Below are 20,113 nucleotides of genomic sequence, written 5' to 3'. Positions count from 1 at the left end.
CTCTTGACCAAAGTCCGCCTGCTCGATTCGATCTTCACGCGCCTGGTCGCTTGGTCGATCGCGGTCTGTATCGTCGTCGTGCTGATCATCGGCGCGCTGGTCGGGGCGAAATTCGAGCAGCTATCGACCGCCAGCAAGGAAGCGTCGGTCAATACCGACACCGCAACGCTGATCGCCGCCTATGATGAAGGCGGGATCGGCGCAGTTGAGCAGCGGATCGAGGACCGCCTTGCCTTTCCCGCACCTGCGGGCAATGGGCCGCATTACCTTTTGGTCGATAGCGATGGCGCAAAGATCGTCGGCAATCTGCCCGCATGGCCCACGGGGCCTCGCGCCGATGGTCCGATCGGCACGATCGCCCTGCCCGGTGGCGGAACCGGTCGCGCCCGCGCCATTGCTTTTCCCGATGGACGCTTGCTGGTGGCGCGAGAGACCAGTCTCGACGCAATGATCCTCAATGAAATCGGCTTGGCCTTTGTCGCGGGCGGGCTTTTCGTCGTGTTCGCCGTGGGCGTTGCCGGATGGATCACCGCGCGCCGCCTGTCGCGCCGGATCGACCGGGTTATCGGCGCCTTCGTAAATCCGGACCAGACCCGGCTCGACTTGCTGGAGCGGGGCCGCCATGCAGAGGACGAGATCGGCGAACTGACCCGACAATCGAGCGCCGCGTTGCAGCGGGTGAACCGGCTGGTCGACGCGCACCGCGAAACGCTGGACCAGATCGCGCACGAAATGCGCACGCCCTTGATGCACCTCGACAGCCGATTGATGCGCGGAATGCGCGCCGCCCCGGACGAGGCGGTGGCGCAAGGCTTGCTGGAAGCGCGCGCCGACATTCGCACGGTGATCGCGATGCTCGAATCGCTGCTCGACATTTCGCATAGCGAAGCCAATCGCGGCGATCCGCGCGGGCTGGAACGGGTGAACCTGTCGGCGATGTTGCAGGATCTGGCCGACCTCTACGCAGGCAGCGCCGAAGAAACGGGCCATCGGTTCGAGGTGGACATCGCGCCCGGCATTGCCATCAACGGAGAGCCGATGCAGCTAACCCGGCTGGTCACCAACCTGCTCGACAACGCGTTCAAGTACACGCCGGGTGGCGGCACCGTCCGGCTGGAACTTGAACCCGGCCCGACGATCACCGTCGCCGATACCGGACCCGGCATTCCCTATGACGACCGCGAACGCGTTTTCGAACGTTTCAGCCGCGCCAAGGGCAACCATGGGGCCAGTGGCGGGTCGGGCCTTGGCCTCGCGCTTGCCCGCGCCATCGCGCGGCGGCACGGGCTGGACATTGTGCTGCGCCCGACGATGCGTGGGGCTTGTTTCCGGGTCGTGCCGGAAGCTGCCACGAAAGACGCGGCCTAGATCGGCAGCCGTGACGTCAGCTTGATCCGGCGCATTGCAAAGCTGGAATTCACCGCCGCCACGCCGGGCATATGGACCAGCACTTTCTTCAGGAAGCGTTCGTATTCCTCGATGCTGCCCGTCACCACGCGCAGCAGGTAATCGCTGTCTCCGCCGACAAGAAAACACTCCACGATCTGAGGCTGGTTTTCGACCGCGGCGGCGAATGCTTCCAGCGTATCTTCGTCATGATGGCTGATCCGCACGTTGGCGAAAACATCGACGCCCAGCCCGACTTTGGCGGGATCGAGCACGACCTCACGCCCCGCGATCACGCCATCGTCCTCCAGCCGCTTCATCCGCCGCCAGCATGGCGTGTGGGAAAGGCCAACCTTGTCCGCCAGCGCGTTGATCGAAAGATCGGGTTCCGCCTGCAACGTGCGGAGGATTTTCCAGTCCAGATCGTCCATCCCATTTCGCTATCGCGGCATAGCTTGAAATACAAGTTATGTTTGCTCTTATCAATTAGGATATTTTTCCGTTTTGTCCGCTTGGCAGGCGAAGAAAGGGAAAACATCCCAACCGTTGTGCGTTAGGATCACAGGCGCGGCGTGCAGACTGCGCCGCAGACAGGATGCCCCGCCCGTGCCGAACCCAGACCCGACGAAATCGAACCTCCCCCGCCTCGAATTGCACATTCCGGAGCCGCCATCCCGCCCCGGTGAGGAAGTGACCTTCGCGCACGTCAATCGCGGAGAGGCCGGTGCGGTCCGCCGTCCCGACATTGCGGTACACGAAAGCGAAGTGCGCGATCTTCCCTACGAACTGATCCGCGTGCTGGACGATGACGACAAGGCAGTCGGCCCGTGGGACCCAAAACTCGCGCCCGAAACGCTGATCAAGGGGCTGCGCGCGATGATGCTGACCCGCGCGTTCGACGACCGGCTGTTCCGCGCGCACCGGCAGGGCAAGACCAGTTTCTACATGAAGTCCACCGGCGAAGAAGCGATCGCCGCGGCGCAGTCGATGGCGCTGGACAAAGGGGACATGTTCTTCCCCACCTATCGCGCATCGGCGTGGCTGCATGCGCGGAATTATCCGCTGACGACGATGTGCAACCAGATCTTCTCGAACGCGGAAGATCCGCTGGCGGGCAAGCAGTTGCCGATCCTGTTCTCTGCCCGCGACTACGATTTCTACTCGATATCCGGCAATCTCGGCGTGCGTTTCGTGCATGCCGTTGGCTGGGCGATGGCCAGCGCATACAAGAACGACACCAAGATCAGCCTAGCCTATGTCGGCGACGGCACCACGGCGGAAGGCGACTTTCACGAGGCGATGACCTTTGCCGCCGCCTATCGTGCGCCGACGATCCTGTGCGTTACGAACAACCAGTACGCGATTTCCAGTTTTGCCGGATTCGCCGCGCCCGAACGCCTGCCTTTCGCGGCCAAGGCTCTCGCTTACGGATTTCCCGGCATCAAGGTCGACGGCAACGACTTCCTGGCCGTGTGGGGCGCGACGCAGTGGGCCGCCGAACGCGCGCGGACCAACAACGGGCCGACCCTGATCGAATTCTACACCTACCGCGCAGAGGGGCACTCCACATCGGACGATCCCAGTGCCTATCGCCCGAAGGACGAGGCCGCGCATTGGCCGCTGGGCGATCCCGTGGACCGGCTGAAAAAGCACCTGATCGTGCTGGGCGCGTGGGACGAAGACAAGCACACCGCGCTGGAGGCTGAGTTGAAAGAGCAGGTGAAGGTCGCCGTCAAGGAAGCCGAAGCCGTCGGCACGCTCGGACAGTCGAAGCCGCCGATCGAAGAGATGTTCGAGGATGTCTTCGCCGAGAAGGACTGGCGCCTGAAGGAGCAGGAGCGCGACCTGAAGGCCCGTCGCGCGGCCCGCGAAGGAGGCGCAGCATGACCGACGCGCCCGAAAGCAAACGCATGAACATGATCCAGGCGCTCAATTCCGCGCTGGACGTGATGATGGAGCGCGACCCCGACGTGCTCGTCTTCGGGGAGGACGTCGGCTATTTCGGCGGTGTCTTCCGCGTTACCGAGGGCTTGCAGAAGAAGCACGGCCTGACCCGCTGTTTCGACGCGCCGCTAACCGAGGGCGGCATCATCGGCGCGGCCATCGGCATGGGCGCTTACGGCTTGAAGCCCGTCCCCGAAATCCAGTTCGCCGATTATATCCTGCCCGCTTACGATCAGCTGGTCAGCGAAGCGGCACGCCTGCGCTATCGCTCCAACGGTGAGTTCTGCGCCCCGGTCACCGTTCGCACCCCATACGGCGGCGGCATCTTCGGCGGCCAGACGCACAGCCAGAGCCCGGAGGCGATCTTCGCCCACGTCACGGGGTTGAAAACCGTGATCCCGTCCAACCCCTACGACGCCAAGGGCCTGCTGATCGCCAGCATCGAATGCGACGATCCGGTCATCTTCCTAGAGCCCAAGCGGCTGTACAACGGCCCGTTCTATGGCCGCCCGGACGAGGAACTGAAAACCTGGGACAAGTCCGGCCTTGCCAGCGCCGACGTGCCGACCGGACATTACGAAGTGCCGCTGGGCCGCGCCTCCATCGTGCGCGAGGGCAGCGAGGTTACCGTGCTGGCTTACGGCACGATGGTCCACGTGGCAGAGGCGGGGATCAGGGACTCCGGCGTCGATGCCGAACTGATCGACCTGCGCTCCATCGTCCCGCTGGACATCGATGCGATCACTGCATCCGTGCGCAAGACCGGGCGCTGCGTGATCCTGCACGAAGCCAGCCGCTTCGGCGGGTTCGGCGGTGAATTGTCGGCACTGGTGCAAGAACGGTGTTTCGATCACTTGCGCAGCCCCATTCAACGCATCGCCGGGTACGATATGCCCTATCCCCACGCCTTCGAATGGGATTACTTCCCCGGGCCGATCCGGCTTGCCGAAGCGCTGCAATCTGCCGTGGAGTACCGCTGATGGGTACGTACAAGTTCCGCCTGCCCGACATCGGCGAAGGCGTTGCCGAGGCCGAAGTGACCGCGTGGCACGTGAAAGTCGGCGACGTTATCGAGGAAGACGATCCGCTGTGCGACGTGATGACCGACAAGGCAACGGTCGACATGACCAGCCCGGTCGGCGGCAAGATCAAGGCCGTTCATGGAGAGATCGGCGAGATGAAGGCGGTCGGCTCGGTTCTGGTCGAGCTGGAAGTCGAGGGCGAGGGCAATTCGGGCGACGAAGTCCCCGCCCCCGCCACTGCGCCGAACGAGGCGCCTGACGGGCCTACACCGCCGCCTCCACCGGCTCCTCCTGCGCCCGCCTCCCCGCCTCCGCCGCCCGCACCAAAGCGGCCCACGCCCGCGCCGACCAGCGGTAGCGCCGCCTTTCCGCTCGCCGCGCCCGCCACCCGGCGCAAGGCGGCGAAGCTGGGCATCGACCTTGCCAAAGTTCCCGGCAGCGGGCGCAACGGCCGCGTCACGCCCGAGGATATCGAGCAATACCTTGGCGGCGGCGACCCGCGTTACGAACCCCGTGGCGGTGTCGAGGAGATCAAGATCATCGGCCTGCGCCGCAAGATCGCGGAGCGCATGGAAGAAACCTGGCGGCGCGTGCCCCACATCACCTATGTCGAAGAATTCGACGTAACCGCGCTGGAGGAGACGCGTGCCGCGCTGAACGCGGGCCGGAAAGAGGGCCAGCCGAAGCTGACCTTCCTCCCCTTCCTGATCCGCGCGATGGTGAAGGTTCTGCCCGATTTCCCGCATATCAACGCGCATTATGACGATGACGCGGGCGTGCTGCGCCAACACGGTCCGGTCCACGTCGGCATCGCCGCCGCGACCCCTTCGGGGCTGATGGTGCCGGTTATCCGCAATGCCGAAACGCTCGACCTGTGGGCATCGGCGGCGGAAATTGCGCGGCTGGGCGAAGCGGCCAAGAACGGCAAGGCCAGCCGAGAAGAACTGTCGGGATCGACGATCACGATCACCTCGCTCGGCCCCATCGGCGGGGTGACCACGACACCGATCATCAACCGGCCCGAAACCGCCATCGTCGGCCCAAACAAGATCATCGAACGGCTGGAACGCCGCAACGGAGAGATCGTGACCCGCAAGATGATGCCGGTCTCGTCCAGCTTCGACCACCGGATCGTCGACGGGTACGAGGCGGCGCAGTTCATGCAGGCGCTAAAGCGGTTGATCGAGACGCCGGCGTTATTGTTTTTAGATTGAAGGGCGATTTGAGGGTTGCTTTAGCCAATAGCGGAATATCAGGTAACGACGACATTGCGGACGTTGCTGGCCAAGCTAAGGTCAATGTGTGAAGCTCAGAAACTCCTCTCGGACGAAATGGTTCGTTCTCGGTGCATTGGCGTTGTCATTGCTTGTCGCGATGACATGGCAAAATATTATGTTTGGCATAGCGTTCGCTCTGGCGGAAAAGAGGCCAACCCTTCTCAGCGATGCACGCTGGGGAAACCTGTTTTGGCTTTCGAAAAAAGATTTAAAGAAGGCACGACGGAGGTCGAGCTTTTGCGGTGGCTCCACGACAACAAATTCGAAGACGCTCGTAACGGTAGAGCGACTAGGACAATCCACGGATTGCCATGCCAAGAGCGGGTCGAGGTTCTGTGGTCCGCCATTGATGGTACCATTAGTGAAAGTAGCGCGGTCGTTTCGGAAGCAGGTTGTTTGTAAGCTCCTGACCGCTTTCCACCCCATCCCGCTCTCCCCTCCCCGCCACCAAAACCCGCCGCCCCAAACCCTCCCCTTTTCAAACTCGCGCCCTGCCGCTAGGGCCTGCGGCTCTTATCCAACCGGGAGCCGACCTCTTGCCCAACCTGATCCTCGTCCGCCACGGCCAGTCGCAGTGGAACCTGGAAAACCGCTTTACCGGCTGGTGGGATGTCGACCTGACCGAAAAGGGCGAGGCGGAGGCCAAGGCCGCGGGCGAACTGATGGCCGCCAAGGGCATGATCCCCGATGTCGCCTTCACCTCATACCAGACCCGCGCGATCCGCACCCTGCATATCGCGCTGCGCGCCGCGAACCTGCTGTGGATTCCCGAAACCAAGGACTGGCGCTTGAACGAGCGTCACTATGGCGGGCTGACGGGCCTCGACAAGCAGGAGACCCGCGACAAGCACGGGGACAAGCAGGTGCACATCTGGCGTCGCAGCTTCGATACGCCGCCGCCGTTGATGGACAAGGGCAGCGAATTCGACCTGTCGGGCGACCCGCGCTACGCCGGGATCGACGTGCCGATGACAGAGAGCCTGAAGGACACCATCGAACGCGTGCTGCCCTATTACGAAAGCACGATCCAGCCGGTTCTCGCATCGGGCAAGACAGTGATCGTATCGGCCCACGGCAACTCGCTTCGCGCGCTGGTAAAGCACCTGTCGGGCATTTCCGATGACGAGATTACCGGCCTTGAGATCCCGACCGGCCAGCCGATCGTCTATCCGTTCGAAAACGGGCAGCCGTCGGGCGAACGTTATTACCTGTCGGAAACCTGAGAGGGAGCGCAGACCATGACCGCACAAGTCGCGATCGTGATGGGCAGCCAGTCCGACTGGCCGACGATGCGCCATGCCGCCGACGTGCTGGCGGAACTGGGCATCGAGAGCGACTGCCGCATCGTATCCGCGCACCGCACGCCGGACCGGATGTTCGACTTTGCCAAATGTGCCGCGGAAGAAGGCTTCAAGGTGGTGATCGCGGGCGCAGGCGGCGCGGCGCACCTGCCGGGAATGATCGCATCGATGACGCACCTGCCCGTGCTGGGCGTGCCGGTGAAGTCGAAAGCGCTGTCGGGCAAGGATTCGCTGCTCTCCATCGTGCAGATGCCGGGCGGGGTTCCGGTCGGCACGCTGGCCATCGGCGATGCGGGCGCAAAGAATGCGGGGCTTCTCGCCGCCGCGATCCTTGCGACGGGCGATGCCGCCTTGGCCGAACGCCTGATCGCATGGCGCGCCGCGCAGAGCGAAAGCGTGGCCGAGCGCCCTTCGGACGAGGGCTGAATTGAGCAGCACCCCGGTTATCGCACCCGGCAGCACGATCGGCATTCTCGGCGGAGGGCAACTCGGCCGGATGATGGCCATGGCCGCCGCACAGCTCGGCTATCGCTGCCACATCTTCGCGCCCGAAGAGGACAGCGTCGCGGCGGAAGTGTCCGCCCAGTTTACCCGCGCCGAATTCACCGATCAGGCCGCACTGACCGCCTTCGCCGCGCAGTGCGAGGTCGTCACTTACGAGTTTGAGAACGTGCCCGTCGCGCCACTCTCGGCGCTGGGCGACACCCCGCTGCGTGCCCCGGCCCGCGCGCTGGAAGTGGCGCAGGACCGGCTGGCGGAAAAGGACTTCGTGGCTGGCCTTGGCGGCACCCCCGCTCCCTATCGCGCGGTGGAGAACGAGGCGGAACTGCTCGCCGCCATCGACGAAATCGGCGTGCCGGGCATCCTGAAAACCCGCCGCGACGGATACGACGGCAAGGGCCAGTGGCGCATCCGCAACCGCTGCGACGCGGACGAGATGACCGTGCCGCCGGTGCCGCTGATCTACGAAGGATTCGTGACGTTCGAGGCCGAGTTCTCGGTCATTCTCGTCCGCGCAGTCGACGGCAAGGTGAAGTTCTGGGATTCGGCGCAGAACGACCATTCGTCGGGAATTCTCTCGCGCTCGACCGTTCCCGCCGGTGATGCCGTTGCCGCGCAAATTCCCGCCGCCCGCCACCTCGCCGCCCGCGTGGCAGAGGCCTTGGGGTATGTCGGCGTGCTGACGCTGGAATTCTTTGCCACGGCAGACGGTCCGGTATTCAACGAGATGGCCCCGCGCGTCCACAATTCCGGCCACTGGACCATCGAAGGCGCGGTCACCAGCCAGTTCGAGAACCACATCCGCGCCATCTGCAACCTGCCGCTGGGCGATTGCGGACTGCGCGTTCCGGGCGCGACGATGGACAACCTGATCGGCACCGCACCCGAAGATTGCACCGCTTACCTGCAAGACCCCTCGGCACACCTGCATTTCTATGGCAAGACCGAGGCGCGCGAGGGGCGCAAGATGGGGCATGTAACCCGCCTCACGCTGCAGGAAGGATTGGCATGACCGGACCGGAGGTGTTTCTCGTCGTCGCGCGCGCATCGAACGGCGTGATCGGCGCGAACGGCCGCCTACCCTGGCATCTTCCCGCCGATCTGGCCCATTTCAAACGGCTGACAATGGGCTCACCAATGATCATGGGGCGTGCAACTTTCGATTCGCTGCCCGGTGTTTTGCCCGATCGCCGCCATATTGTTCTAACCCGCGATGCGGAATGGCATCCGACCGACGTGGGTGAGGATGACGACGTCGAAATCGCAGCCGACCTCGATACCGCCATCGCCCGTGCCAACGGCGCGCGCATAGCGGTGATCGGCGGCGCGCAGGTTTTTGCAGAGGCGCTGCCCCGCGCCCGCCGGATCGAGCTGACCGAAATTCACCGCGACTATGTCGGCGACGTCACCATGCCCGCCATTCCCGATGACGATTGGCAGGAAGTCGCGCGCGAGGATCACGACGCAGACGGCCAGCGCCCGGCCTACAGCTTTGTCACCTTGCGCCGCAAAGGCAATTGACCGCCAGCATCTTGCCATGACCCGGCTTTCCTCCACCGATCCGATCCCGCAGGAATTGCAGGGCGCTGTCATCGCGCTGGGCAATTTCGATGGCGTGCATCAGGGGCATCAGGCCGTGATCGGCGCGGCGGTGGACATGGCACGCGCCGATGGCAGCCCGGTGCTGGTGGCGACGTTCGATCCGCACCCTGCGCGGCATTTCAAGCCCGACGCGCCGCCGTTCCGGCTGACCACGCTGGAACAACGCGAAGTCCTGTTTGCCGCATACGGGGCCGACGCGATGGTCGTGTTCGAATTCGATGCCGCGCTGGCTGGGACGAGCGCCGAAGACTTCGTGAACCGTCACCTGCTCACCCACATGGGTGTGAAGGGGATCGTGACGGGCACAGACTTTACGTTCGGCAAGGATCGCAGCGGCAATATCGACGTGATGCGCCGGTTGGCAGCGCAAGCGGGGATTGGGACCAAGGCCGTTCCCCCTGTGCACGACGGGGGCGGGGTCATTTCCTCCACCCGCATTCGTCAGGCTTTGCAGGCGGGCGATCCGCAGGAAGCGGCACGGCTGCTGACCCGCCCCTTCGCGATCCGCGGCGAAGTCGTCCACGGCGCAAAGCTGGGCCGCACGATCGGCTATCCCACCGCGAACGTCGAACTCGGCCCATACCTGCGGCCGAAGTACGGCATCTATGCCGTCACCGGCCACCTTCCCGACGGGCGCGTCATCAAGGGCGCGGCGAATCTGGGCATCCGGCCCAGCTTCGATCCGCCCAAGGAACTTCTCGAACCGTACTTCTTCGACTTTGCCGAAGATCTCTACGGCCAGACCATTGAAGTCGCGCTGCACCACTTTCTGCGGCCAGAGGCGAAGTTCGATACGCTCGACGCGCTGACCGAGCAGATGGAAAAGGATTGCGCCAAGGCGCGCGCGTTGCTGGACGCACTGCCCGCTTTCGATTAACGCGCCGCGCATGACTGAGAAGCGCGATTTCAAAGATACGGTTTTCCTGCCGAAGACCGACTTCCCCATGAAGGCCGGACTCCCCCAGAAGGAGCCGGGTATTCTGGCGCGCTGGCAAGAGATTGGCCTCTACGAAAAGCTGCGCGATGCCCGCCGGGGTCGTGAAAAATTCGTGCTGCACGACGGCCCGCCCTATGCCAATGGCGACATGCACATCGGCCACGCGCTGAACCACGTGCTGAAGGACATGGTGGTGCGCACGCAAAGCCTGACCGGCAAGGACGCGCCCTACGTGCCCGGCTGGGACTGTCACGGCCTTCCCATCGAGTGGAAGGTGGAAGAGCAGTACCGCAAGAAAAAGAAGAACAAGGACGAGGTTCCGGCCAAGGAATTCCGCGCCGAATGCCGCGCCTATGCGCAGCACTGGGTGGATACCCAGCGTGAGCAGCTGAAGCGTCTTGGCATCAACGGCGACTGGGAAAACCCGTATCTGACGATGCAGTTCGAGAGCGAGGCGACGATCGTTGCCGAACTGCTGAAGTTTGCCGAAAGCGGCCAGCTCTATCGCGGCGCGAAGCCGGTTATGTGGTCCCCGGTCGAGAAGACCGCGCTGGCCGAGGCCGAGGTCGAGTATGAGGACATCACCTCGACCCAGATCGACGTGGCGTTCGAGATCGTGGAATCGCCGATCCCCGAACTGGTCGGCGCGCACGCGGTGATCTGGACGACGACGCCTTGGACGATCCCGGTGAACCAGGCTTTGGCCTATGGGCCGGATGTTGATTATGTACTGGTCAAGCTTACCGATGAAAGTCCCAAGTTCCTCGTCGCCTTCAACCTGGTCGACGAATTCGTAGATCGCTTGGCGCGTTCGATTGACCCCGTTAACAAAGACAAAGTTGCAGCAAAGTTAGGTGGCTGGGTCGCAGAAGGCGTTAAAGATAAAAATGGCCTAGTGTCTCTTTGGGGATATGCACCCGACGCGACTTTCAAAGGCTCCGAACTCGCCGGCACCGTCGCCCGCCACCCAATGCACCACCTCGGCGGGTTCTACGCCGCGCCGCGTCCGCTCCTCCCCGGCGATTTCGTCACCACCGATTCCGGCACCGGCCTCGTCCACATGGCGCCCGATCATGGCGAGGACGACTTCGACCTGTGCAAGGCCCACGGCATCGAGCCCAAGTTCGTGGTCGATGGCGATGGCCGCTACCGCGAGGACTGGCTCTGGCTGCCACGCACCGACGAACGGTCGATGTCGGTCATCAATCCGAAGTTCAACGCACCCGACGGGCCAGTCTGTTCGGACCTGCGTGAGGTTGGCGCTCTCCTTAGCGCGTCCACCGACTATCAACACTCTTATCCACATAGCTGGCGCTCGAAGGCCAAGGTCATCTTCCGCTGCACGCCGCAGTGGTTCGTGCCGATGGATTTGCCGAACGCGGTAGAGCACATCGACAACCGCGCCGAGGCTCGCTGGGAAAACGAAGGCGGCGCGCAAGAACCGAAGCTGACGCTGCGCCAAGCGGCGATGCAGGCCATCGCCGACACCCGCTTTGTCCCCGCCAAGGGCCGCAACCGCATCGGGTCGATGGTCGAAGGCCGCCCCGACTGGGTCCTCTCGCGCCAGCGTGCGTGGGGCGTGCCGATCACGCTGTTCGTCGATCGCAAGTCCGGCCAGTACCTCAACGATCCGGCGGTCAATGCCCGCATCGTCGAATCCATCCGCACGCACGGCGTCGACGGGTGGGATGAGGACTATGCCGCCGCGATCCTCGGCCCGGACTACGACCTCGACGATTATGAGCGGATTACCGACATCCTCGACGTCTGGTTCGATTCGGGCAGTACCCACGCCTTCGTGCTGGAATCGGGCCGCTGGCCCGACCTGCAATGGCCTGCCGACCTTTATCTGGAAGGCAGCGATCAGCATCGCGGGTGGTTCCAGTCTTCGCTGCTGGAAAGCTGCGGCACGCGAGGCCGTGCGCCTTACAAGGCGGTTTTGACCCACGGCTTCACCATGGCCAGCGACGGCAAGAAAATGTCGAAGAGCCTTGGCAACACCGTCGATCCCAACAAGGTGATGGAGGAGTACGGCGCCGACATCATCCGCCTATGGGCTCTGAGCGTCGACTATACCGAGGATCACCGCATCGGGCCCGAAATCCTGAAGGGCGTGGGCGATCAGTATCGCCGCTTGCGCAACACGTTCCGCTATCTGCTGGGCGCGTTGCAGGGCTTCAGCGATGCCGAACGCGTCGACGCGGCCAATATGCCAGAGCTGGAGCGATATGTCCTCTCGCTGCTGGGCGATGTCGATGCCACGCTGCGCACCGCCATCGACGATTTCGACTTCAACACCTACGTCCGCACGCTGGTCGATTTCTGTAACGAGGACTTGTCCGCGTTCTTCTTCGATATCCGCAAGGACAGCCTCTATTGCGATGCGCCGGGCGACTTGGGCCGCCGCGCCTATCGCACCGTGCTCGACACGCTGTTCCACGCGCTGATCCGATGGGCCGCGCCGGTGCTGGTATTCACGGCTGAGGAAGTGTGGCAGTCGCGTTTTCCGGGCAGCGATTCGGTGCATCTGCTCGAATGGCCCGAAGTGCCCGCTGCTAACGCCGACAAGGCGCGCTGGTCTGCCCTGCGCGATCTGCGCGAGCGGGTGAACGAGGCGATCGAACCGCTCCGCCGTGAAAAGACCGTGCGTTCCAGCTTGCAGGCCGAAGTCGAAGTGCCCGCCGCTGCCGTGCCCGAAGGGTTCAGCGATGCCGACCTAGAAGAGCTGTTCATCACCGCGACAGTTACCCGCGGGCAGGGCGATGCCGTGATCGTAAAGCCGACAGACCTTGCCAAATGCGGCCGTTGCTGGCGCCATCTTCCCGAAGTGAGGGAAGACGGGGACGCCTGCGACCGCTGCGACAGCGTGGTCGAAGGTATGGAAGCCGCCTGATGTCGTTCGTAACGCCTCAGCGGCTGAAGGGTCTTGGCATCGCGTTCGGCGTGATGGCGATGGATCAGATCGTGAAGTGGTTCGTGCTGAACCCGTTGCAACTACGCAACGTGGGCGTGATCGACCTGCTGCCGTTCTTCGATCTGCGCTATGCGGAAAACCGGGGCATTTCCTATGGTTTCCTGACGGCAGAAACGCTGGAAAGCCGCATTTTCCTGTTCCTGCTGACCGGCACGATCGCGTTGGGCGTGCTGATCTGGATGTTCCGTGAAACGCGGATGGGGGACATCGCGGCGCTGGCGCTGGTGCTGGGCGGCGCGCTGGGCAATATCATCGATCGGGTGCGGTTCACCTACGTGGTCGACTATGCCGATTTCCACATCGGCGCGTGGCGGCCGTTCGCCGTATTCAACCTTGCCGACGCGGCGATTACCGCCGGTGTCGTTTTGCTGCTTGCCCGTTCGCTTCTCATACGCGAAAAGCCGAAGGGCGACGATGATTTCAAGGCCGCTGCGGCCACGGAGAGACGATAATGCGCATGACTTCCGCCCTGCTCGTTCTGGGATCGAGTGCGATGCTCGCCGGTTGCGGCGCCGGGCTGAACATTTTCAACCGCGACGCGCCCGATGAAATGGCCGTTTCGCGTCAGGCTCCGCTGGCCGTGCCGCCGGATTTTGCACTGACCCCGCCGGAACCCGGTGCCCCGCGTCCGCAGGCACCGACCGCCAGCCAGCAGGCGCTTGAGGCGCTCTTCGGCGGCCCGGCCGCACGCAGCGGCGTGGAAACCAGCGCGCTGATAAAGGCGGGCGATCCCGATCCGGGCATCCGCAGCGCGGTTGGCGATCCGGACACGCACACCGTGGACAAGGGCCTTGTCACCCGCGACATCATCGCCGCGCCCGAAGGCGACGGGCGTGAGGCGCAGGCCGTCATTCCGGGCTAAAAGCTCCGTTCAGTCCGCGTCGGTCGTCGGGGCCGGCGGCGGGCTGACCCGGCTTACCAGCAGCTTGTCGATACGGCGGCCGTCCATGTCGACGATCTCGAACCGCCATCCCTGATCGCGGAACCACTCGCCTTCGACCGGCAGCTTTTTCAGCTTCCACAGCACATAGCCGGCCGTCGTCGCGAATTCGCGCGGCTCGGGCATCTCTATCACCAGCCCGTCGGCAAGACGATCGACCGGCAATGCGCCCGATACCAGCAGCGATCCATCGTCACGTTCGACGATCAGCGGATCGTCGTCCCCGTCGATATGCGCCGCGAATTCGCCGACCAGCGCGTCCAGCAGGTCCGCCGGGGTCACGATCCCCTCGAAATGGCCGTATTCGTCGTGAACCAGCGCCATCGCCACGTCGCCGTTGCGCATGATGCGCAGGGCGTCGAGCGCGTCGATCTGGTCGGGAATGATCTCCGCCTTTTTCATCAGGCGGGTCAGGTTGGGCTTGCGCCCCTTCATCTGCGCGTTGAGCAGTTCGCGCACCTTCACCACGCCGATGATGCTTTCGACCGATCCCTGCGCCACCGGCAACAGCGAGTGCGGCGAGGCGGCCAGCACTTTCGCAATCTCCTCCGCAGAGGCTCGGCGTTCGATCCAGTCGATCTCCGTCCGCGGCGTCATCAATTCGCGCACGGGGCGTTCGGCCAGCCGCAGCACTTCGGCCATGATCGTCCGCTCGGCCTCTTCGATCGCGCCCGACCGCGTCGCCTCGGACATGATCAACTTCAATTCTTCCGCCGTGACCCCGGCATCGCGCGTCTTGCGCATGCCGATCAAGCGCAGCAGCAGGTCGGTGCTGTTATCCAGCAGCCAGACGATGGGCGCGGCAATGCGCGCCAGCACCTTCATCGGCGGCGCGGCCAGAGCGGCAATCTGTTCGCGCCCGCGCAGCGCGATCTGCTTTGGCGCCAATTCGCCCGCGACTAACGAGAAATAGGTGGTCAGCACGATGACGAGGGTGAACCCGACGTTCTCCGCCGTATCCGGCTTGAGCCCGAACCCTTGCAGTCTTTCACCGACCGGACCGCCGAGGCTGGCCCCTGAATAGGCACCAGCGACGATGCCGATAAGGGTGATCCCGATCTGCACGGTCGATAAAAATTTGCCGCTGTCGCCGATCAGCTCCAACGCGATGCGCGCGCCTTTGCTGTCGTCCTCTGCCATGTGGCGCAGACGGGCGGGGCGGGATGAGACGATTGCCAGTTCGGACAGCGAAAACAGCCCGTTAAGCAGAATCAGTCCCGCAATGATGAAGACGTCGGTCCAGGGAAACGGAGACAAGCTGTGGGGCCTCGCCCGAATGAAACAGGGTTGAGCGGTTGCAGATAGCGGCATTATGGCCCCTGCGGCAAGCGTCGCCCGCATTGCGGTTTCGGAACTTCTGTCACTGCTGCGACGTTTATTGGTGCGACACCCCGGCAATCGGGCCATTCCCGGTTGTTCGGCACGGATTTAAAAAGAAGAAGGAAACACCCACATGGCACGTCGCCGTTATATCACCGCCGCTCTCGCCACCGTATCGCTGCTGGGCGTTTCCGCCTGCGTCACCGACCCCAATACGGGTGAAAAAAAGGTCTCGCGCACCGTTCTGGGCACCGCTGGCGGCGCCGCTGCCGGGTACCTGCTGGGCGGCATCATCGGCGGGAAGACTGCACGCATCGTCGGCGCGGGCATCGGCGGCGTTGCCGGCGGCGTCGTCGGCTACAAGATGGACCAGCAGATCAAGGAACTGGAAGAATCGACCGCGGGAACCGGCGTCGACGTTACGAACGAAGGCGAGTACATCAAGGTCAACCTGCCCGACGGCGTGACTTTCGCGACTGACAGCTATGTCGTTTCGCCCAGCTTCAAGGCTGTCCTCGACGATATCGCCGCTTCGCTGATCAAGTACCCGGACAGCCTGATCGACGTTTACGGCTTTACCGACAACACCGGTTCGGAAAGCTATAACCTTCAGCTTTCGGAACGCCGCGCGAAGGCCGTTGCCGACTACCTGATCTACAAGGGCGTTCCTGCCGCGCGTATCGCGACAAAGGGCTTTGGCGAAGATCCGAACTACTTCGTGGCCAGCAACGATACGGCGGAAGGGCGCTCGCTGAACCGCCGCGTCGAGATCAAGATCCTGCCGATCAGTCAGGAAGACGTGAACGCCGCGAACAACTGATAGCGTCCCTGACCCTTGTGGGTCGGGATATTGCAACGGGTCAGGCGGACATACGCCTGGCCCGTTCGCTTATGCGCTCTACGGCAGCAGCATGAATGCCGGGCGCGCTGACCAGGATGCCGTGGGCGCGGGGGTCGCGCTTGTTGAAGGCGATAGGCGCACCGAACGCATCGGTGACTTCCGCTCCCGCCTCGCGCGCGATCAGGCCTGCCGCACCTATATCCCATTCGAAACCAAGGCGGAGCGAGGCGACCAAATCGGCCTCATCCGCCGCCACCATCGCCATGCGCAATGCGATGGAATTGGGCCGCTCTACACAAGTCAGGTCGATATCGGCTGACGGCAGCACGTCAGCGGGCGTGCGTGCGCCGGGCAATTCGGCGCGCTGGCTAGCGCGTAGCGGGCGGTCGTTGCGATACGCGCCTTTCCCGGCCTGCGCTCTCCAGTACTCGTCGCGCGCCGGGGCGAACAGACCCGCAAGCAGGGGCCGACCCGCGCTGATCAACGCGACGGAGATCGCCCAACCGGTCCGACCCCGGATAAAATCGCGCGTTCCGTCGATGGGATCGACCAGCCAGATCAGCGAATCCTCGGTCCTGTCCGACACATCGACCGTCTCTTCCGAAAGCCAGCCCGCAGCCGGTAGCAATGAACCCAGTTCGCGGCGCAGATAGGCATCGACGGCAAGGTCGGCGGCGCAGACCGGGCTCTTGTCATCCTTGTGCCAAGTCGCTGGCGCGTGGCCCATGCCGGGCCATTGGCCCAAGGCGATTCGCCCGGCTTCGACCAGAATGGCGTCGAAACGGACGTGATCGAGCATAAGTCTCCTGTAGTTATTGCAATTGATTTGCAAAGTCAGCGGTATTTATGAGCAATAAAGTCGATTCTGCTCTCTGAGGCACGAATCTAGTGCATCGCAGACCTTTTCAACAGGGTCTCTCTATGCTTTACGCACCTGCAAAACGGGGCAAGAGCCCGCTGTGCAAAGGATCGGCTATGAACATTCACGAATATCAGGCCAAGGAACTGCTGGCGAAATACGGTGTCGGCATTCCGGCGGGCCATGCGGCCCTGACGGTCGAGGAAGCGGTTGAAGCTGCCAAGAAGCTGCCCGGACCGCTCTATGTCGTGAAGGCGCAGATCCACGCCGGTGGCCGCGGCAAGGGCAAGTTCAAGGAATTGGGCCCCGACGCGAAGGGCGGCGTACGTCTGGCCAAGAGCCTGGACGATGTGAAGGCCGACGCGACCGACATGCTGGGCAACACGCTCGTCACCGTGCAGACGGGCGAAGCGGGCAAGCAGGTCAACCGCCTCTATGTTACCGACGGCGTCGACATTGCCGAAGAATACTATCTGTCGATGCTCGTCGACCGTGCAAGCGGCCGGATCGCCCTGATCGTCTCGACTGAAGGCGGCATGGATATCGAGGAAGTCGCCCACTCGACGCCCGAGAAGATCACCACAATCACCATCGACCCGGCCGAAGGCTTCATGCCGCACCATGCGCGCGCCGTTGCTTTCGCACTCAAGCTGACCGGCGACCTCAACAAACAGGCGCAGAAGCTGTCCAAGCAGTTGTTCGAGGCCTTCACAGCGCTCGATTGCGAGATGCTGGAAATCAACCCGCTGGTTGAAACCAAAGACGGCAACCTGCTCGTCCTCGACACCAAGATGAGCTTCGATTCGAACGCCCTGTTCCGTCACCCCGACGTCGAAGCCCTGCGCGACGAGACCGAGGAAGACCCGGCCGAAGTCGAAGCCAGCAAGTACGACCTCGCCTACATCAAGCTCGACGGCAACATCGGCTGCATGGTCAACGGCGCGGGCCTTGCCATGGCGACGATGGACATCATCAAGCTGAACGGCGCGTTCCCCGCCAACTTCCTCGACGTCGGCGGCGGCGCCACGACCGAGAAGGTGACCGCGGCGTTCAAGATCATCCTGTCGGACCCGGCGGTCGAGGGTATCCTCGTCAACATCTTCGGCGGCATCATGAAGTGCGACATCATCGCCGACGGCATCGTCGCGGCGGCCAAGGAAGTGAACTTGTCGGTCCCGCTCGTCGTCCGCCTTGAAGGCACGAACGTCGAGAAAGGCAAGGAAATCCTTGCGGGCTCGGGCCTGCCGATCGTTCCGGCAGACGACCTTGGCGATGCGGCGAAGAAGATCGTCGCGCAGGTCAAAGAAGCGGCCTGACCTTTTTCAGATTGAAATTAGAAAGGCCGGCACCCCGCGGTGCTGGCCTTTTCTGCATTTAGGGGTCTAGAAACGCCCTGCGGACTCGCAAAAACGCCAGCTTTCCGTAACGTTCTTGACCTGCACCCGCACCGACCCCACAGGAAACCCACGATTTCCCCAATCAGGCCTGCACGCAGGCCACCTTGATTGAAGAGAGGACTGGCAGATGAAAGCCTTGGTACCCGTAAAGCGGGTGATTGATTACAATGTGAAGCCTCGGGTGAAGGCGGACGGTTCGGGCGTTGACCTGGCCAACGTGAAGATGAGCATGAACCCGTTCGACGAGATCGCGGTCGAAGAAGCGATCCGGTTGAAGGAAGCGGGTACGGTTTCGGAGATCGTTGCCGTTTCGATCGGCCCGGCAAAGGCGCAGGAAACGCTGCGCACCGCGCTCGCCATGGGTGCCGATAGCGCGATCCTGGTCGAGACCGACGACGAGGTCGAACCGCTCGCCGTTGCCAAGATCCTGAAGGCGGTTGCCGCCGAGGTCGAGCCGGGTCTTGTCCTGCTGGGCAAGCAGGCGATCGACGACGACAGCAACCAGACCGGCCAGATGCTGGCCGCGCTGATGGACCGGCCGCAGGGCACGTTCGCCAACAAGATCGTGGTCGAAGGCGATCACGTCACGGTCACGCGCGAAGTCGACGGCGGTCTGGAAACGGTAAAGCTGGCGCTGCCCGCGATCGTCACCGCCGACCTGCGGCTTAACGAACCGCGCTACGCTTCGCTGCCCAACATCATGAAGGCGAAGAAGAAGCCGCTCGAAACCAAGACGCCTGCCGATTACGGCGTCGACACCGCGCCGCGTCTGAAGACGACGAACGTCTCCGAACCGCCGGTCCGTCAGGCCGGGATCAAGGTTGCCGATGTCGACGAACTCGTCGCCAAGCTCAAGTCGATGGGAGTTGCGTAACATGAAAACGCTCGTCTGGGTCGAACACGACAATGCGAACATGGCCGATGCGACGCTGGCCGCCGTCACCGCCGCGGGCAAGCTGGGCGAAGTCCACCTGTTTGTCGCGGGCGAAGGCTGCCGCGCGGTGGCCGAACAGGCCGCACAGGTCGCAGGCGTGGGCAAGGTCCATCTTGCCGACGATGCGGTCTATGCGCACGCGCTTGCTGAAAACGTCGCGCCGCTGATCGTCGAATTGATGGGCCATCACGACGCGTTCGTCGCGCCGGCCACCACCAACGGCAAGAACATCGCCCCGCGCGTCGCCGCCATGCTCGACGTCATGCAGATCAGCGATATCCTCTCGGTCGAAGGCGAGAAGACCTTCACCCGCCCGATCTATGCCGGCAACGCCATCGCGACGGTCGAAAGCACCGATGCCAAGCTGGTCGTCACCGTACGCGGCACCGCCTTCGACAAGGCGGAGACGAGCGGCGGTTCGGGCGCGATCGAAGATGTCGCGTCGGCCGGTGACAAGGGTCTGTCGAGCTTCGTCGGCGCGGAAATCGCCGAGAGCGAGCGCCCCGAACTGACCTCGGCCAAGATCATCGTGTCGGGCGGCCGCGCGCTGAAAGACGGCGAGACGTTCGAAAGCCTGATCATGCCGCTGGCCGACAAGCTGGGCGCGGGCGTGGGCGCGAGCCGCGCGGCGGTCGATGCGGGCTATGTACCCAACGACTACCAGGTCGGCCAGACCGGCAAGATCGTGGCACCCGAAGTCTACATCGCCATCGGCATCAGCGGCGCGATCCAGCACCTTGCAGGCATGAAGGACAGCAAGACCATCATCGCCATCAACAAGGACGAGGACGCACCCATCTTCCAGGTCGCTGACCTCGGGCTGGTCGCCGATCTCTACAAGGCCGTACCGGAACTTACCGAGAAGCTCTGAGCCTGCC

Annotated in this window: 19 protein-coding genes; 16 read left to right on the top strand and 3 right to left on the bottom strand. The window is 63.4% G+C overall.

Going from position 1 to position 20,113, the window contains the following annotated elements:
• The first annotated feature begins 3 nt into the window (after window positions 1–3).
• Complete coding sequence (locus tag AB433_RS01485) at window positions 4–1,368, top strand: sensor histidine kinase (protein WP_047819640.1); 1,365 nt, start codon at window positions 4–6, stop codon at window positions 1,366–1,368.
• Here the strand turns inward: AB433_RS01485 and AB433_RS01480 are convergent.
• The gene (locus AB433_RS01480) at window positions 1,365–1,817 is read right to left on the bottom strand and encodes an Lrp/AsnC family transcriptional regulator (protein WP_047819639.1); all 453 of its coding nucleotides are present in this window, start codon (window positions 1,815–1,817) and stop codon (window positions 1,365–1,367) included. The two genes, AB433_RS01485 and AB433_RS01480, sit on opposite strands and share 4 nt — an antisense overlap.
• Before the next feature lie 175 nt (window positions 1,818–1,992).
• Between AB433_RS01480 and AB433_RS01475 the strand changes: the two genes are divergently transcribed.
• From AB433_RS01475 to AB433_RS01425, 11 genes are all read left to right on the top strand, one after another.
• The gene (locus tag AB433_RS01475) at window positions 1,993–3,273 is read left to right on the top strand and encodes a thiamine pyrophosphate-dependent enzyme (protein ID WP_047819638.1); all 1,281 of its coding nucleotides are present in this window, start codon (window positions 1,993–1,995) and stop codon (window positions 3,271–3,273) included.
• 23 nt (window positions 3,274–3,296) lie between these two features.
• On the top strand, window positions 3,297–4,310 hold the full coding sequence (locus AB433_RS01470) for an alpha-ketoacid dehydrogenase subunit beta (protein WP_047823032.1): 1,014 nt from the start codon (window positions 3,297–3,299) through the stop codon (window positions 4,308–4,310).
• On the top strand, window positions 4,310–5,566 hold the full coding sequence (locus tag AB433_RS01465) for a dihydrolipoamide acetyltransferase family protein (RefSeq protein WP_047819637.1): 1,257 nt from the start codon (window positions 4,310–4,312) through the stop codon (window positions 5,564–5,566). The genes AB433_RS01470 and AB433_RS01465 overlap by 1 nt, the downstream gene beginning before the upstream one ends.
• A 599-nt stretch (window positions 5,567–6,165) precedes the next feature.
• Entirely contained in the window at window positions 6,166–6,852 is a 687-nt protein-coding gene (gpmA, locus tag AB433_RS01460) for a 2,3-diphosphoglycerate-dependent phosphoglycerate mutase (RefSeq protein ID WP_047819636.1), read from the top strand.
• A 15-nt stretch (window positions 6,853–6,867) separates the two neighbouring features.
• Window positions 6,868–7,356: a 5-(carboxyamino)imidazole ribonucleotide mutase gene (gene purE / locus AB433_RS01455; RefSeq protein WP_047819635.1), complete on the top strand. Its 489-nt coding sequence runs from the start codon at window positions 6,868–6,870 to the stop codon at window positions 7,354–7,356.
• A gap of 1 nt (window position 7,357) precedes the next feature.
• The gene (locus tag AB433_RS01450) at window positions 7,358–8,443 is read left to right on the top strand and encodes a 5-(carboxyamino)imidazole ribonucleotide synthase (RefSeq protein ID WP_082134737.1); all 1,086 of its coding nucleotides are present in this window, start codon (window positions 7,358–7,360) and stop codon (window positions 8,441–8,443) included.
• Window positions 8,440–8,952 carry a dihydrofolate reductase gene (locus tag AB433_RS01445; RefSeq protein WP_047819634.1) on the top strand — a complete coding sequence of 171 codons (513 nt, stop codon included), beginning with the start codon at window positions 8,440–8,442 and terminating at the stop codon, window positions 8,950–8,952. The genes AB433_RS01450 and AB433_RS01445 overlap by 4 nt, the downstream gene beginning before the upstream one ends.
• Before the next feature lie 16 nt (window positions 8,953–8,968).
• Window positions 8,969–9,910: a bifunctional riboflavin kinase/FAD synthetase gene (locus tag AB433_RS01440; protein WP_047819633.1), complete on the top strand. Its 942-nt coding sequence runs from the start codon at window positions 8,969–8,971 to the stop codon at window positions 9,908–9,910.
• Window positions 9,911–9,920: 10 nt separating this feature from the next.
• Window positions 9,921–12,863, top strand: a complete 2,943-nt coding sequence (ileS, locus tag AB433_RS01435) for an isoleucine--tRNA ligase (protein ID WP_047819632.1) — start codon at window positions 9,921–9,923, stop codon at window positions 12,861–12,863.
• Entirely contained in the window at window positions 12,863–13,396 is a 534-nt protein-coding gene (gene lspA, locus AB433_RS01430) for a signal peptidase II (RefSeq protein ID WP_047819631.1), read from the top strand. Before ileS ends, lspA begins: the two co-directional genes overlap by 1 nt.
• On the top strand, window positions 13,396–13,806 hold the full coding sequence (locus tag AB433_RS01425) for a DUF3035 domain-containing protein (protein ID WP_047819630.1): 411 nt from the start codon (window positions 13,396–13,398) through the stop codon (window positions 13,804–13,806). Before lspA ends, AB433_RS01425 begins: the two co-directional genes overlap by 1 nt.
• A gap of 9 nt (window positions 13,807–13,815) precedes the next feature.
• Here AB433_RS01425 and AB433_RS01420 read toward each other — a convergent pair whose 3' ends face one another.
• Window positions 13,816–15,141: a hemolysin family protein gene (locus tag AB433_RS01420; RefSeq protein WP_245626550.1), complete on the bottom strand. Its 1,326-nt coding sequence runs from the start codon at window positions 15,139–15,141 to the stop codon at window positions 13,816–13,818.
• A gap of 196 nt (window positions 15,142–15,337) precedes the next feature.
• Here AB433_RS01420 and AB433_RS01415 point away from each other — a divergent pair, with 196 nt between their 5' ends.
• Window positions 15,338–16,024: a YiaD family glycine zipper/OmpA-like lipoprotein gene (locus AB433_RS01415; RefSeq protein ID WP_047819628.1), complete on the top strand. Its 687-nt coding sequence runs from the start codon at window positions 15,338–15,340 to the stop codon at window positions 16,022–16,024.
• Between the two features lie 40 nt (window positions 16,025–16,064).
• On the opposite strand, the gene AB433_RS01410 is transcribed toward AB433_RS01415, so the two are convergent.
• On the bottom strand, window positions 16,065–16,844 hold the full coding sequence (locus tag AB433_RS01410) for a 3'(2'),5'-bisphosphate nucleotidase CysQ (protein ID WP_047819627.1): 780 nt from the start codon (window positions 16,842–16,844) through the stop codon (window positions 16,065–16,067).
• 176 nt (window positions 16,845–17,020) lie between these two features.
• Between AB433_RS01410 and sucC the strand changes: the two genes are divergently transcribed.
• The 3 genes from sucC to AB433_RS01395 all read left to right on the top strand — a co-directional run bounded on the left by sucC (window position 17,021) and on the right by AB433_RS01395 (window position 20,106).
• On the top strand, window positions 17,021–18,220 hold the full coding sequence (gene sucC, locus AB433_RS01405) for an ADP-forming succinate--CoA ligase subunit beta (RefSeq protein ID WP_047823027.1): 1,200 nt from the start codon (window positions 17,021–17,023) through the stop codon (window positions 18,218–18,220).
• Window positions 18,221–18,428: 208 nt separating this feature from the next.
• Window positions 18,429–19,175: an electron transfer flavoprotein subunit beta/FixA family protein gene (locus AB433_RS01400; protein WP_047819626.1), complete on the top strand. Its 747-nt coding sequence runs from the start codon at window positions 18,429–18,431 to the stop codon at window positions 19,173–19,175.
• A gap of 1 nt (window position 19,176) precedes the next feature.
• A complete protein-coding gene (locus tag AB433_RS01395) occupies window positions 19,177–20,106 on the top strand; it encodes an electron transfer flavoprotein subunit alpha/FixB family protein (RefSeq protein ID WP_047819625.1) in 930 nt (309 codons plus the stop codon).
• Window positions 20,107–20,113: the final 7 nt, after the last annotated feature.

This window comes from Croceicoccus naphthovorans (assembly GCF_001028705.1).
Taxonomy (GTDB): domain Bacteria; phylum Pseudomonadota; class Alphaproteobacteria; order Sphingomonadales; family Sphingomonadaceae; genus Croceicoccus; species Croceicoccus naphthovorans.
Note: the sequence above shows the minus strand (reverse complement) of the source record. Positions and strands in the feature narration are given on the sequence as shown.